General features: G+C 35.7%; 17 protein-coding genes and 1 pseudogene. 9 read left to right on the forward strand and 9 right to left on the reverse strand.

What is annotated here, in order from left to right; translation table 11 throughout:
• Positions 1 to 22: 22 nt before the first annotated feature.
• From KTI78_RS03960 to KTI78_RS03980, 5 genes are all read right to left on the reverse strand, one after another.
• Positions 23 to 694, reverse strand: coding sequence for a DUF2057 domain-containing protein (locus KTI78_RS03960; protein WP_262445281.1), 672 nt, complete (start codon positions 692 to 694; stop codon positions 23 to 25).
• Between the two features lie 214 nt (positions 695 to 908).
• Complete coding sequence (locus KTI78_RS03965; RefSeq protein WP_262445282.1) at positions 909 to 1,505, reverse strand: nitroreductase family protein; 597 nt, start codon at positions 1,503 to 1,505, stop codon at positions 909 to 911.
• A gap of 187 nt (positions 1,506 to 1,692) precedes the next feature.
• Positions 1,693 to 2,805: a signal recognition particle-docking protein FtsY gene (ftsY, locus tag KTI78_RS03970; protein ID WP_031948529.1), complete on the reverse strand. Its 1,113-nt coding sequence runs from the start codon at positions 2,803 to 2,805 to the stop codon at positions 1,693 to 1,695.
• Between the two features lie 119 nt (positions 2,806 to 2,924).
• Positions 2,925 to 3,251, reverse strand: coding sequence for a hypothetical protein (locus KTI78_RS03975; RefSeq protein ID WP_016140772.1), 327 nt, complete (start codon positions 3,249 to 3,251; stop codon positions 2,925 to 2,927).
• 99 nt (positions 3,252 to 3,350) lie between these two features.
• Complete coding sequence (locus tag KTI78_RS03980) at positions 3,351 to 3,710, reverse strand: hypothetical protein (protein ID WP_002120892.1); 360 nt, start codon at positions 3,708 to 3,710, stop codon at positions 3,351 to 3,353.
• Between the two features lie 216 nt (positions 3,711 to 3,926).
• On the opposite strand from KTI78_RS03980, the gene KTI78_RS03985 reads away from it, so the two are divergent.
• The 3 genes from KTI78_RS03985 to KTI78_RS03995 all read left to right on the forward strand — a co-directional run bounded on the left by KTI78_RS03985 (position 3,927) and on the right by KTI78_RS03995 (position 5,414).
• Entirely contained in the window at positions 3,927 to 4,160 is a 234-nt protein-coding gene (locus KTI78_RS03985) for a hypothetical protein (protein WP_002121063.1), read from the forward strand.
• 300 nt (positions 4,161 to 4,460) lie between these two features.
• Complete coding sequence (locus KTI78_RS03990; RefSeq protein WP_025470290.1) at positions 4,461 to 4,835, forward strand: DUF2750 domain-containing protein; 375 nt, start codon at positions 4,461 to 4,463, stop codon at positions 4,833 to 4,835.
• A gap of 147 nt (positions 4,836 to 4,982) precedes the next feature.
• Positions 4,983 to 5,414, forward strand: a complete 432-nt coding sequence (locus tag KTI78_RS03995) for a CBS domain-containing protein (RefSeq protein ID WP_206239357.1) — start codon at positions 4,983 to 4,985, stop codon at positions 5,412 to 5,414.
• Positions 5,415 to 5,470: 56 nt separating this feature from the next.
• On the opposite strand, the gene KTI78_RS04000 is transcribed toward KTI78_RS03995, so the two are convergent.
• Positions 5,471 to 6,679, reverse strand: coding sequence for an aspartate aminotransferase family protein (locus KTI78_RS04000; protein ID WP_016140768.1), 1,209 nt, complete (start codon positions 6,677 to 6,679; stop codon positions 5,471 to 5,473).
• A gap of 227 nt (positions 6,680 to 6,906) precedes the next feature.
• On the opposite strand from KTI78_RS04000, the gene grxD reads away from it, so the two are divergent.
• The gene (grxD, locus tag KTI78_RS04005; protein WP_002120913.1) at positions 6,907 to 7,248 is read left to right on the forward strand and encodes a Grx4 family monothiol glutaredoxin; all 342 of its coding nucleotides are present in this window, start codon (positions 6,907 to 6,909) and stop codon (positions 7,246 to 7,248) included.
• A 48-nt stretch (positions 7,249 to 7,296) separates the two neighbouring features.
• Here the strand turns inward: grxD and KTI78_RS04010 are convergent, their stop codons facing one another.
• The gene (locus KTI78_RS04010) at positions 7,297 to 7,620 is read right to left on the reverse strand and encodes a hypothetical protein (RefSeq protein WP_262445283.1); all 324 of its coding nucleotides are present in this window, start codon (positions 7,618 to 7,620) and stop codon (positions 7,297 to 7,299) included.
• 234 nt (positions 7,621 to 7,854) lie between these two features.
• Between KTI78_RS04010 and KTI78_RS04015 the strand changes: the two genes are divergently transcribed.
• Positions 7,855 to 8,754, forward strand: a complete 900-nt coding sequence (locus KTI78_RS04015) for a LysR family transcriptional regulator (RefSeq protein WP_016140766.1) — start codon at positions 7,855 to 7,857, stop codon at positions 8,752 to 8,754.
• A 49-nt stretch (positions 8,755 to 8,803) separates the two neighbouring features.
• Here the strand turns inward: KTI78_RS04015 and map are convergent, their stop codons facing one another.
• Complete coding sequence (map, locus tag KTI78_RS04020) at positions 8,804 to 9,598, reverse strand: type I methionyl aminopeptidase (RefSeq protein ID WP_262445284.1); 795 nt, start codon at positions 9,596 to 9,598, stop codon at positions 8,804 to 8,806.
• A gap of 352 nt (positions 9,599 to 9,950) precedes the next feature.
• Here map and brnQ point away from each other — a divergent pair, with 352 nt between their 5' ends.
• The 3 genes from brnQ to KTI78_RS04035 all read left to right on the forward strand — a co-directional run bounded on the left by brnQ (position 9,951) and on the right by KTI78_RS04035 (position 12,373).
• A complete protein-coding gene (gene brnQ, locus KTI78_RS04025) occupies positions 9,951 to 11,252 on the forward strand; it encodes a branched-chain amino acid transport system II carrier protein (RefSeq protein WP_262445285.1) in 1,302 nt (433 codons plus the stop codon).
• 188 nt (positions 11,253 to 11,440) lie between these two features.
• Positions 11,441 to 11,860, forward strand: coding sequence for a GlcG/HbpS family heme-binding protein (locus KTI78_RS04030; RefSeq protein ID WP_016140763.1), 420 nt, complete (start codon positions 11,441 to 11,443; stop codon positions 11,858 to 11,860).
• A gap of 258 nt (positions 11,861 to 12,118) precedes the next feature.
• Positions 12,119 to 12,373, forward strand: a complete 255-nt coding sequence (locus KTI78_RS04035) for a hypothetical protein (RefSeq protein WP_005068965.1) — start codon at positions 12,119 to 12,121, stop codon at positions 12,371 to 12,373.
• Between the two features lie 25 nt (positions 12,374 to 12,398).
• Here the strand turns inward: KTI78_RS04035 and KTI78_RS04040 are convergent.
• Positions 12,399 to 12,840 (reverse strand): annotated as a pseudogene (locus KTI78_RS04040) (hypothetical protein).
• Between the two features lie 141 nt (positions 12,841 to 12,981).
• Between KTI78_RS04040 and KTI78_RS04045 the strand changes: the two are divergent.
• The gene (locus KTI78_RS04045) at positions 12,982 to 13,842 is read left to right on the forward strand and encodes an alpha/beta fold hydrolase (protein ID WP_262445286.1); all 861 of its coding nucleotides are present in this window, start codon (positions 12,982 to 12,984) and stop codon (positions 13,840 to 13,842) included.
• Positions 13,843 to 13,938 lie beyond the last annotated feature (96 nt).

The raw sequence follows: 13,938 nt of genomic DNA on the forward strand, positions 1-13,938 counted from the left end.
TGTAATGGGTACTAATATTAAATTAATTCGATTGTTCAGCTAACCACGCCATAAATTTTTGACGCTCAGCTTTAGAAGCTTTCTGCCAAGTTTCAACTAAACGTTGATCATTCGTTTGTGCTACACCCGCTACTGGCATAGACGTGGGAACTGGAACAGCAACCTGTGTAGCAATAGGTTTAGCAGATGCATACACTGCCTCAGGCTGTGATTTTGATGATTTAGTCGTAAAGTCAGTAACCTTACCTAATAAACCCGTTGCAAACCAAGGTTTTGCCTCATTGTTTGCACCAGTTTGTTTTACGATTAATTCATTATTTGCACTATACAAAGCCACTGTTGGCTGCTCCGCATATTTCTTAGCTTGTTCAAATTGTTTTGGTGCATCTACCATTGCAAGCTTATAAGTTTGCCCATCCTGAAGTGCTGGAGTTTGAATCGTAACTACTCCAGATTTAATAATGTCATGTTCACCATTTAAATGCTCAAAGTATTCTTGATAGCGCACACTTAAGCTCGTTTCCCCTGCATCAACTTTATAATTATTTTTAGATGAACGAAATAATCCAGAGTTGACTTCCTGACCATTCACCGCAAGGATTACAATTTCCTCTGGTGCTGTAATTGTAACTGCTGAAAATACCGAACCGCTGAGTAATAAACCAATTGCAGCAACACCTAATCTTAAAGTCATCTGTCTCTTTCTCTGTGTTTGATAAGCTATTAAATCATGAGCAATATGCAATATGATTGTGACTATTTTATGACAGTACAGTGATAGGCTAATTTCTTGTTTTTTTATTTTGAAATATCTATCTGCATTTTATTAGCTTTTAATTTGGTTAACCTATCTACTCATTCTAAAAAATAAAAAAAGCACCTAAATAGGTGCTTTTTTTAACTTTTAATTAATTAAAAGTTTTGAAACGATCAACATCATTAATAAATGCTTTTTCGCCTGCTGGTGCTTCAACTGAACCAAATACTAATTGAGCACGTAATTTCCAAGTTGCAGGAATATCAAATGCTTCAGCTGCGTCTGCATCAACAATTGGGTTATAGTGCTGTAAAGATGCCCCTAGACCTAGCTCTGAAAGTGCTGTCCAAGTTGCAAACTGTGCAATTGCAGTTGAATGCTCAGACCAAACTGGGAAGTTGTCTGCATATAATTCAAATTGCTCTTGTAAGCTTTTAATAACAGCTTGGTCTTCATAAAATAAAACCGTACCAACACCAGCAACAAAGCTATCAATTTTTGCATTTGTGCCCGCAAAAGAGTCTGTAGGAACAATTTTACGTAATGCTTCACGAACTAAATTCCAAAATTTAGCATGTGACTCACCATATAGAGTCACAACACGTGAAGATTGTGAGTTGAATGATGAAGGACTATGTTTAACCGCTTCACGAATTGTTTCTTCAATTTTTGTGCGGTCTAATGCAACATTTTTACCAATTGCATAAATAGTACGACGGTTTTTAATTTTATCTAAGAAAGTAGACATTTTGTTATTTCCTACCTATTGATTGACCAAGAGTCGTTGTTTGGGAATGAATACAGTGTATTAAAGTCATTTTTTATAATCAGCATTAAAAATATGACAGTTCGTTTTATTTTCGCAACAATAAAAAAAGATATAGATATAAAAAAGCTTCACGATTTAGTGAAGCTTTTTAAGATTAATAAACAATTTACTTATCAGTTTCAAATAGTGCTGCAACAAAAGATTTAGCCGAGAATGGTCTTAAATCATCAATTTTTTCACCTACACCAATAAAACGAATTGGCACATGGGTACGACTGGCAATATTAAAGAGCACACCACCTTTCGCAGTTCCATCTAACTTAGTAATGGTAATACCCGTTAAACCTACAGCTTGATCAAACTCTTGTACTTGGTTAATCGCATTTTGCCCTGTACCCGCATCTACCACCAACATAATTTCATGAGGTGCAGTGGCATCAATTTTTTGCATAACACGTTTAACTTTTTTGAGCTCTTCCATTAAATTGCTCTTATTATGTAAACGACCTGCCGTATCTGCAATTAATACGTCAATTCCTTTAGCACGAGCACTTTCAAAAGCATCAAAAATAACAGAAGCACTATCAGCCCCATGGCCTTGCGCCACTACTGAGATATCATTACGTTCACCCCAGATCTGTAATTGTTCAGTCGCTGCGGCACGGAACGTATCCCCAGCAGCCAACATCACTTTTTTACCTTCCCCTTGCAAACGTTTAGCTAACTTACCAATAGTAGTAGTTTTACCAACACCATTTACCCCAACCATCAAAATTACATACGGTGATTTATTAGGATCAATATGCAAAGGTTTCACACGTGGAGCCAACAAAGCAACCAGCTCTTCTTGTAAGGCTTTATATAAAGAATGAGAATAGATCAAATCGCCACGAGCTGTACGCTCTGTTAAGTTGGTAATGATCGTTTTAGTTGCTTCGACACCAATATCTGCAACCAGTAATTGCTCTTCAACTTCCTCAAGTAACTCATCGTCAATTTCCTTTCCGCCAATCAAGATATTGACCATACCATCAGCGAAATTACGACGAGTTTTGGTTAAACCCTCTTTCATTCGGCCAAAGAAACCAGTTTTTGGTTGTTCGACCGCTGTTTCTGAAGGAGCTAATTCAACTTTGGCTACTTCAATATTTTCTTGTGATTTAACAGGAGATTCAACGATGGGAACATCGATAGCAGGTAAATTAGGTAATGTGACATCGTCATCACCGATCTCAGCATCTATCAAGAATTTATTTTGCATATTCGATTGTTGCTCCATGCGGATTCCTTGAAAAGCAGCGTGTTAAAAAAGATAAAGTTTAGCATAAATTCAAACTTTTGCCTGCCACAATAGTGCTCAAAAAGCTTTGGAAACCAAGATTTATCTCGATAACCAATTTATTGCATATCTTCTTGGGCTAGTGCTGGGTATTGCTTAATATGAGCACCTTCAAATTGGTATGCATGCATTAACTTTAAATACTCTGCTCTATGAATTTCAGATTGAGTCATGAGTAACTCAGCCATATCTTGAGTTCTTGGATAAGTTGCCTGATGAGAGAGTTGTACAATTCGTTGATATTGATTCGGACTAATAGGCCGAAGTAATGCTAAATATGACAGCACAAAAATACAGCCAATGACAATAACCACAAATAGGTTAAAACATTGATCAATTTTTAACTCAGACTTTAATTTAAGGAAATTTTGTTTGAATATGAGCATGACCTACCTCGAATTAGTGTAGTGTAGGGTTCAATACTCATAAGCACAAGATCAAACATCCAGTAAGGCCAAGAATCGTACCTTACTGGATAATAATACTTAGCTTATTAGTGAACGAATGACAGAAAAGTATAAAATTGCCGCAATAATCACCAAGACTAAAAACATAGCAAAGATACTTAATCCTTCTTCTGCATCTGCTGGATGCAACTCGTCTTCATCAGCAATTTTTCTCAGTTCGCCATCATACACTTGATAAAACCAGTTTTTTTGTGCTGGTTCCAAATGCCGAGCGAAATCAAATACTCTTTTGCGCTGAGCAAGACAATAATCCCCTAAATGGATCTCTTGATGAAAGATCGCTTCATCTAATAGTTTACGATGATAATGGGCTAGTTCTATGATTTGTTCCTCTCTAGGTGGAGTATCAAAAACAAAGCCATCGATAGTATTTGTCATATTTTATTCTCCTTGTCTTTTATTCTCATATTGATTTTACTCAAAATTATTTGTGAATAATGTTTAATCATGTATCCTAATAGTGAATAAAGTGGTTTGCACCAATAGTTGACAAATCCATTAATTTGTAATATTAGTTTAACAATACTAAGTTAAATTAATTTAAAGGCACTAGCCTTTAGAAAAAGTAATCATAATTACAATAAGGAGTTTTATATGATTCAACGTATCTCTCATCATGATTTAGAACATGTATACGCAACTGCAGTAAACACAATTCACTCTCAAATGAATTTTCAGGATGCAGTTGCACAGTTAGAAGAAGTTGCTCGCGCTGGGCACGGTAAAGCCGCTCTGTTTTTAGCAGAATTGTATTATCAAGGTTTCCGTGTTGAACGTGACTCACTTAAAGCACAATACTGGCAAAAGTTAGCCACAATGCAAGCATAAAGAGACGTCACTTAGGTGGCGTTTTTTTATGCCTGTAAAAATTTGATATAAACCAATTCATCCCTTATCTCTTCTTGCGCTTCGCCAAAGCTTTAATCGCTTTGTCTTGCTCAGGTGGCGTTTTTTATGCCTGTAAAAAAAACCAAAGTTATCAATTGATTTAAAACTTCAGACACTATAAGTAAATGAACAGAATTTCATAACTGGAATATTTGTTTACGATTTGATACCTGTTTAAACTGAAATGTCATCTGATTTTTTTATAATAAGCAAGACAAGTTAAGAACCATTAAATTCACAATGAATAGTTTAAGTAATCTACAACCGGTTTCACGAGACTTGATGATTAAGATTTATATTTTAAGAACCATGATGTACTGCGGGGTTCTTTGGGGTTTATTTCATCAAGGATGGGCAATTAAATCAGATCAGGAAGATTTTATTTTCCCTTTTTGGCTTAACGGATTGCAGGCACATCGCTATGCAAAAGAGCATTGGCCACATTACAAACCTAGAAGAATTACCCCTAAAGATTTCCATGAGTCTTTATTACCCACCTTAACTCGACTTAACGTCACTCCTGCTTTGTTTAATTCATCTCATAGAAAATTAAAGCTATCTACTCAGCAAATGCACCATTTCTTTTTTAAACATCCCCATTGGCAAGGAGCTTAAACTTTTTCTTTAGCTTTTTAGCAATCAATATAGAATGCTTTTTGAACGCTTGAATGCAAAACTTATATTTGAATGACTATCAAGTCTTTGCATTTTTATAAAATCAAGCTAATTTAAAACAAAATGATAAAACACAGGACAGAAGAAATGACAATCGTTGCACAAGTAATCAAAAACAAATCAGAGCAAGATATTTTTACAATTTCTCCAGAAGCCACTGTCCTTGAAGCAATTAAGATCATGGCAGATAAAGGGATTGGTGCACTTGTCGTAGCAGACGGCGAAAAAGTTGTCGGAATTTTATCTGAACGTGACTACACGCGAAAAGTGACACTAATGGAACGTTCTTCATATAGCACCACAGTTGCTGAAATTATGACATCAAAAGTGATTACGGTAAGCCTAAACAATACGGTTGAAGAGTGTTTACAGCTCATGACAGACCGCCACTTACGTCACTTACCTGTACTAGACAATGAAAAATTAGTTGGATTTATCTCTATTGGTGACTTAGTAAAAGCTGCAATGGAAGACCAGAAAAACCTCATTGAACAGTTAAAACAGTACATTTCTGGATAATTATTTCACATAAAAAAATGGGCATTTATATGCCCATTTTTTATTAATATCAAAACTTAAAGGTAGTTATTAATTAAAGAGACTAAGCGCTCTAGCAAGTCATCAGCCTGTGTTTGAGTCATATTAATTGGGGGCAATAAACGCACTACAGAACCTGCTGTAACGTTAATAATCAGCTTATGTTGATCACGAGCAATTGCAACGAGCTCAGCACAGTCTTTAGGTAATTGAATACCAATCATCATCCCAAAGCCACGTACTTGTACATTTTTATCTGCCAATTGAGCACGTAATTGATCAACAATATAACCACCGACTATAGCTGCATTTTCTACAGCATTCTCTTTTTGGATTGTATCAATTACCGTATAAACCACACGAGAACCCAACACAGTTCCACCGTAAGTAGAACCGTGACTACCAGGTCCTAATAAACCTACAGCTTTACCTTGTGTCATGACCGCTCCTACTGGAAAGCCATTACCAAGACCTTTCGCAGTCGTAAGAACATCGGGCACAATATTTGTGTGTTGATACGCAAAATACTTACCTGTACGGCCATTACCAGTTTGGATTTCATCTAGCATCATGAGCCAGTTATGCTGATTACATAGGATACGTACTTCTTCAAGATAGCTAAAACCTTGAGGTGCTGTATTAATACCACCTTCACCTTGAATTGGCTCAATCAAAATCGCAACAATATCTGGATGCTGTAAAGCGGCTTCTTGAATTGCTTCTACATCACCAAATGGCACACGAATAAAATCATGAGTTAAGGGAGCAAAGCCATCTTGTACTTTCTTATTACCAGTAGCTGAAAGTGTTGCTAAAGTACGGCCATGAAATGATTGTTCTGCCACAATAATCTTTGGTGAACTTATACCTTGTTGAGTACCAAATTTACGAGCAATTTTAATCGCTCCTTCATTTGACTCAGCACCACTGTTTGAAAAGAAGATCTCTTCCATTCCTGAAACTTCAGCCAGCTTCTGAGCAGCAGCAGTTTGCCAAGGGATTTCAAATAAGTTACTCGTATGGACAAGCGTTGCAGCTTGTTCTGCAATCGCTTCTGCAATTACCGGATGTGCATGACCTAAACCACATACAGCAATACCCGTTAAAGCATCTAGATACTCTGTGCCATCTTCGGTATATAAATATGCCCCTCGGCCTCGTACAAAACTGATCGCTTGGCGGCCATAAGTAGCCATTAAATGTGATGGTTGATCAGGTTGTATTGGGGCTAGGGTAATATCAGTCATGACGAACTCTGTCTGTATGAGATTTTTAGAAGGGTTTATATAAGCAAAAACTGGCTCTGATGAAAAGTCTCATCATTCATTTATCTAAAATTTCGTCCGCTTTTTGCTATCACTTCGGTTTATACAATAAAATATTGAATATTCAATGCAACTTTAAGTAATCAGGTGGTTTGCAAAGCGATGTAAACACCCCCTATAATGCTGCTAGATTAGTTGAGGATCTATTTATGACTGAACAAGCACGTGATACTGAAGCGTTAATCCGCGATCAAATTGCGAAGCATCCCGTTTTACTTTACATGAAAGGCACTCCACAGTTTCCACAATGTGGTTTCTCTGCACGTGCTGTAGAGGCGCTCAGTCAAATTGGTCGTCCATTTGCATATGTAAATATTTTGGAAAACCCTGATATTCGTGCAACATTACCAAAAATTGCGAACTGGCCTACATTCCCGCAACTTTGGGTAAATGGTGAACTTATTGGCGGTAGCGATATCATGCTTGAAATGTTCCAAAATGGCGAATTAAAACCATTAGTTGAACAATACAGCGCAGCGCCAGAAGCGTAAATAATAAAAAAGCCAATCAATAGATTGGCTTTTTTATTACTCTCGAATTTAACGATCACTCACCCCAACATAGCGAAATAAATTTTCTACGCCTAAATCAGACTTCAAAATAATTAGATTTTCATAAGTAGTTGTCGTTAAAGCTTCAAATACATTCATATTCGGATCTTCGTGCAACTCATCTACATTCTGATTCATACCCTCTTCAAATCGATCAGCAACAAATTCAAATCCTAAATCCATAGCAATAAATAAAGTATGTTCACACGGCTGAATATATTGTTCTTGCGCCCAGTCAATTATCGCTTGTTTACAAAATGGACATTCAATATTTGCAGAGGCATCGTTAAGTTCGATCAGTTGATAAGGCATGAAATTTGAGAGTAGAGAAAAATTATAGTGTAAAAGAAATTAATTAAAACTTCTATAAGAGGCTAGAACACTAGTTAAAACAATACACGTTAAAATTACAACGTAATTACAATATAATTTCAAAATTCTATTTTTATTTAGAGGGCTAATTAATTACAAATAATTTAGTTTAAGAATTATTGTTGCAAAAATAATAATGTAAAATCGTTGGTGTTGCAGAAATAGGATATTTTAATGCTCACTGATCTTGATGATTTTTATTGTTTTGCTCTCGTTGTTGAGCATGGTGGCTTTAGTGCTGCTGAACGTGTAACGGATATACCAAAATCAAAACTAAGTCGTCGCGTGTATAGTTTAGAAGAAAACTTAGGGGTTCGCCTCATTCAACGTAGTTCACGTCATTTTGCTGTTACAGATATTGGGATGGATATTTATAGACATGCTCAAGTCATGATGAATGCTGCACAAGCCGCACATGATCTGGTTGATCACCTAAGTATTCAACCCAGAGGTGTTGTTAAAGTTAGTGTTCCAGTTGATGTTGCTCAAAATCAACTTCCTAAAATTTTGCCTGCTTTCCTAAAAAAATATCCAGAAATTCGTTTGCAACTTATGGTCAGCAATCGTCGAGTAGATGTTATTAATGAAGGAATTGATATTGCTCTACGAGTTCGCTCAAAACTAGATGATGACCCAAGTTTAGTTCTTAGACAATTTGCTCTTATAGAACAGAGTCTATTTGCAAGTCAGGCCTATTTAAATGAGTTTGGTGATATAAAAACCCCTGAGCAGCTAAGCGAACACCGTATTTTAAGTCTTTCTGAAGAGCACCTTGATCAGCAATTTCTTTTGCATGGACCAGACAATCAGCAAAAGAAAATCAAAGTCAGCCCTACCATAATGGGTACAAACATACACATGTTGGCACAATTGGCGAGTCAAAACTGTGGTATCGCTTTACTCCCAGAAAGCGCAGCAGAAGATTTTCTAAAATCTGGACAACTTGTACAAATATTACCAGAATGGAAAGCGCCTCACGGTATATTACATGCCGTATATCCATCACGCCGAGGGTTGCTACCTGCTGTACGAGTATTTATCGATTATTTGGTAGAACATCTTTCTGAGCATTAAAATAAATTAAAATAAAAAAAGTTCGATAATTATCGAACTTTTTTTATTTTCAAATTGCAGGATAATTTCCTACACCTTCAGGCCAAGGTGTTAATAGCTCAAAGCCTGTATCAGTTACAGCAACCATATGCTCCCATTGAGCAGATAACGAATGATCTTGGGTAATGACAGTCCACCCATCATTCAGCTCTTTCACTTGCGGTCTGCCCGCATTAATCATCGGTTCAATGGTAAAGACCATTCCCTTCTTTAAAACCAAACCTTGGCCACGTTGTCCATAATGTAGAACATTGGGTTGTTCATGATAAACCTTACCAATCCCATGGCCACAATATTCTCGAACAATGCTATACCCTTCTCGATGGGCAACTGACTGAATAGCGTAACCGATATCACCTAATGTAGCTCCCGGTTTAACGGTATGAATACCAGCAACCATCGCCTCATAAGTTGTTTCAACAAGTTTTTTTGCTTGTGGATTTACATTACCCACAAAATACATACGGCTCGTGTCACCAAAGTAGCCGTCTTTAATAATTGCGACATCAATATTGATAATATCGCCATCTTTTAAAATTTTATTCGGCGATGGAATTCCATGGCAAACCACTTCATTTACTGAGGTACATATTGTTTTAGTAAAACCATGATATCCAACATTGGCAGGAATAACTTTTAAAGTATTTACAATATAGTCGTTACACAGGTTATCTAAATATTCAGTAGATACACCTGATTTAACATGTGCCTCTATCATTTCTAAAACTTGCGCAGCCAAGCGTCCAGAAACTCTCAACTTTTCTAGATCTTGTTCAGTTTTTATTGTAACAGTAGAAGCTCTCATTCAGTTTTATCCTCGTAGACACTATTTTTACAATGCCTACAAAAATGTAAGTTAATTTAGAATATTTTAGAACGGATATAGGATAGGCTGGAAGCGTTAAGTGCCCAAATATTCAACATTCATAATAGAAATTTATACTTTTATTTTTGCATAATTTTTTTAAAAAGTCAGACATAAAAAATGATTTACGCATTTCTTTCAATGGTTTTTCAAATACATACTTTAACCAGTTGATATTTTTGATATCTATTAAAGGTTTTTATACTCCGAAAAAAATCTTTTTCACATAAAATACCGCTTGATCATGCTCTCTTTTGCTCTAAAATTCCTTCTTTTTTATTAAATTTAATTTATGCAACATCTTCGTACTGGAGATATTATTGCCTTAGGTTTTATGACCTTTGCCCTCTTTATTGGGGCTGGCAATATTATCTTTCCTCCCATTGTCGCTCAACAAGCCGGTGATCATGTATGGCTAGCTGCTATAGGCTTTTTGATTACTGCAGTTGGTCTCCCTGTAATTACCATTATGGCACTCTCTCGTATGCAGGGTTCCATTGAAATTATTAGCTCTCCTCTAGGTCGAGTTGCAAGTCTGATTTTAACTGTAGTTTGTTATTTATCAGTAGGCCCTTTATTTGCAACTCCACGTACAGCTACTGTTTCTTATGAGATTGGTTTTTCTTCTTATTTTGGAACATCAAGTAGTAGCCTTTTGATCTATAGTGCAATTTATTTTTCATTTGTAACTCTAGTTTCTCTTTATCCAAACAAGTTATTGGATACAGTTGGACATGTACTTGCTCCGCTAAAAATTATTGCATTAGCAATTTTAGGCATTGCAGCAGTCATGATTCCGTCTGGTTATGTTCCTGCTCCAATCAACCATTACGTTGCTTCTCCAGTTTCAGAAGGTTTCGTAAATGGTTATCTCACCATGGACACTTTAGGCGCATTAGTATTTGGTATTGTAATTATTCAAGCGATTTACTCGCGTGGTGTTACCGATAAAAAGCTAGTGACTAAATATGCAATTATTGCCAGTCTCATTTCAGGTGCTGGACTTACATTAGTTTATTTAAGCTTGTTTAAATTAGGTTTAGGTAGCCATGAAGTTGCACCAAATGCAGCAAATGGTGCAGTAATTTTACATGCGTATGTTCAACATGCTTTCGGCAATATGGGTTCGCTATTTTTAACTGGCCTCATTTTTCTAGCATGTATGGTAACAGCGATTGGCTTAACTTGCGCTTGCGGTGAGTATTTTGCTCAGTTAACTAAATTACCGTACAAACTTTTAGTATTCATTTTAGTTGGTTTCTCTTTCGTTATTTCTAATCTTGGATTAACCAAACTTATTGCTGTATCAGTGCCTGTTTTAAGCGCAATTTACCCACCTGCAATTGTGGTAATTATGCTGAGCTTCTTTTGGAAATTCTGGCACAAGCCTTCTTTTATTGTTGGTTCAGTAACAAGTATTGCTTTTATCTTCGGGATTATTGACGGTCTTAAGGTTGCAGGTTTTGGTGATTATTTACCCGATTTTCTTCAACACTTACCTTTAAACGAACAAAACTTAGCTTGGTTGATCCCATCTTTAGTTGTTCTCATCATTACCGTAATGATCGACAATGTTAAATTTAAAAACATTTAATCTAGTGTCTATTTTGAAATCGAGTTTTACCCAAACATGATTTTATATATTGAATAAAATGCTGAGTTTACCCAACCAGCATTTTGTTTCCACACTAATTTGAATGACAAAACAATTATAGATATAATCAATTTTTACTGTAAAATTACACTAAAATAATTTTTAGCTTACTAGGAAAGAGAGCAACAATGAAAAGTAAATATTACCTAACATTAGCAGATGCAGAGTTTTTAATGGAAGAAGCTCAAAAATATGCAATTGAACACAACTTTAAAGTTAGTATTGCTATTGTTGACGAAACAAGTTCTTTACTACTCATGAAACGTTTAGATGGTGCCTCGCCTTTAAGTTCCCATTTATGTTTAGAAAAAGCAAAATGTTCTTCAATATCAGGTAGACCATCAAAATTCTATGAAGAACTTCTACAAAATGGACGCTTAGGTTTTTTAAGTATGCCGAGTGCTCAGGGCATGCTAGAAGGTGGCAAACCAATTCTTTACGACGGTCAAATTTTAGGTGCAATTGGTGTTTCTGGCGTTCAATCTTTTGAAGATGCAGAAATTGCCCAACATGCCATTGACCTCTTTTTAAAAAAACAAAATAGTTAATCTGAACTTATAGAGAAGAGAAATTATTACACTTTTCACTTAAATATTTCTCTTTTCTAAAAAATTAAGTATTTTATACAAAAATATTTAATATTTACTTTTTTAATACCTTAACCTTTTATAAATATAGAGTTTTTTATAAAACTGCTCAAAAAATTTTCTATTCACTATTGAATTGAATTAAAAATAGAAGTACAACATTAAACTTATTCTTGACTAAAACATTCAGTTTTAGCACAACCACAAGGAGGGATGGAGATGTTATCATTACATTTCAACAAACAAGTCTTCATTAACACTCTGAACAGCAAAGATTCAGTTGTTTATGGAGTAACGCCGCTTGCTCTTATGCTGACTTTACTGTTTCAAGGTATGATTAAGGGAAATCTGAAACCCGAATACTTTATGTATGCGATGGTTGTTTCTTTCATATTTTGTGTGTGGGCCTTTGTCGACCATAAGATGCGAAAATTAGCTAAAAGACGTCTTAGTCAACAGAACTCGAATACTTAAAAAATGGATGAGTGATCATCCATTTTTATATACCTAAAAATAAAAAAATTGTTCCGATAACTAAAATAGCCGTAGCAAGTAATTCAGTCACAATTAATCCTATCATCATTAAAGACATTAACCATGAAGGCAAACTAAAATGGCCTAACTTGTGCGGACGTTTAAATTTTTTTGTCGTGTCCTGTAAATAGCCATGTAGGATATAAACTAAAAAACAGAATATTTGCAAACACGCACCACAAAGTAATATTTTCATTTAAAACAGTAAAGTAGCTTAAGACAGCTAGAATTAGGCTAGCGGCTGCATATAACAAACTACTTCGATGAGCGATATCTACATAATAATGAGCACGGTTTAATTCTGAACGGCGTATTTGCCAATATTTCCATACCCCGGTTAACATCCCTATCCATAAAAATATGCCACTAAACACAATAGCTAACTGTACGGCCTGTGGTAAATCCATCTTTTTTCCAATTATTCGTTTTATTCAAATTTAATGAGCCGTATAACATAATTATTGACTTTGTAGTCACATTTTAACCAAGTTTCATTTTAGAACTCGTGTAAATTAAAGATATCTACAAACTTATCACTATGAAATATTATGGATAATACTTTTGAATCATTTTGGATGACCTGCAAAGATGGTTATCAACTTGCTGCACATTTTTATCCAGCTCAATCAAAACAACTGGCCAATCCCGTGTTGATTTGTCCAGCCACAGGTATTACCAAAAACTTTTATCATTCTTTTGCTAGTTGGTTAAGTGAGCAAGGCTATGATGTATTAAGCTTTGATTTCCGTGGAATTGGAGATTCATTGCATGGGCCGTTAAAGCAAAGTGGTGCAAGTATTAATGATTGGGGAACTCTCGATATCCCTTGTGCAATTGATACTTTATTAGGAAAAACCCAAGCACAACAAGTTACTCTTCTTGGCCATAGTGCTGGTGGGCAATTGCTAGGAATTGTGCCTAACTTCCATAAAGTAGCAAAAGTTGTTGCAGTCGCAGGTTCTACTGGTCACGTAAAAGGTCTTAAAGGTAAAACCAAGTTTTTAGCACCAGTGATGTTTAATGTTATCTTCCCGATCTCTAGTGTCTTAAAAGGTTATGCTGCTACCCAATTTATTGGAATGGGAGAAAACTTACCTAAAAAAGTCGCTCAACAGTGGCGTGAATTTTGTAGTCATCCCGGTTATGTGAAAAACGCCATTGGTAAAACTATTTTTCAGGATTTTCATACTGAAATTAGCTACTCTATTACTTCTATTTGGGCAAGTGATGATGAAATTGCAACCGAGCGTAATGTTGAAGCTTTATTAAAGCTGTATCCGAATGCACCTACAAAAATGCTAGAGCTAAACCCTATTAAACTCGGATATAAATCAATTGGGCACATGTTAATGTTTAAAAAATCACATCAAAAGTTGTGGTCGCTCTTGGAACAAGAAATTCGACACTAATTTTAATTAATCTTTCACTTTTTTTGCCTCTATGCCCGTAATCCGGTATAGAGGTTTTTTTATCTGGAGGATTTAACTCCTTTTATAAAATTACTT

Origin of the sequence: Acinetobacter sp. WU_MDCI_Abxe161, assembly GCF_025514355.1 — a bacterium.
In the GTDB taxonomy this organism is placed as follows: Bacteria; Pseudomonadota; Gammaproteobacteria; order Pseudomonadales; family Moraxellaceae; genus Acinetobacter; species Acinetobacter pittii_E.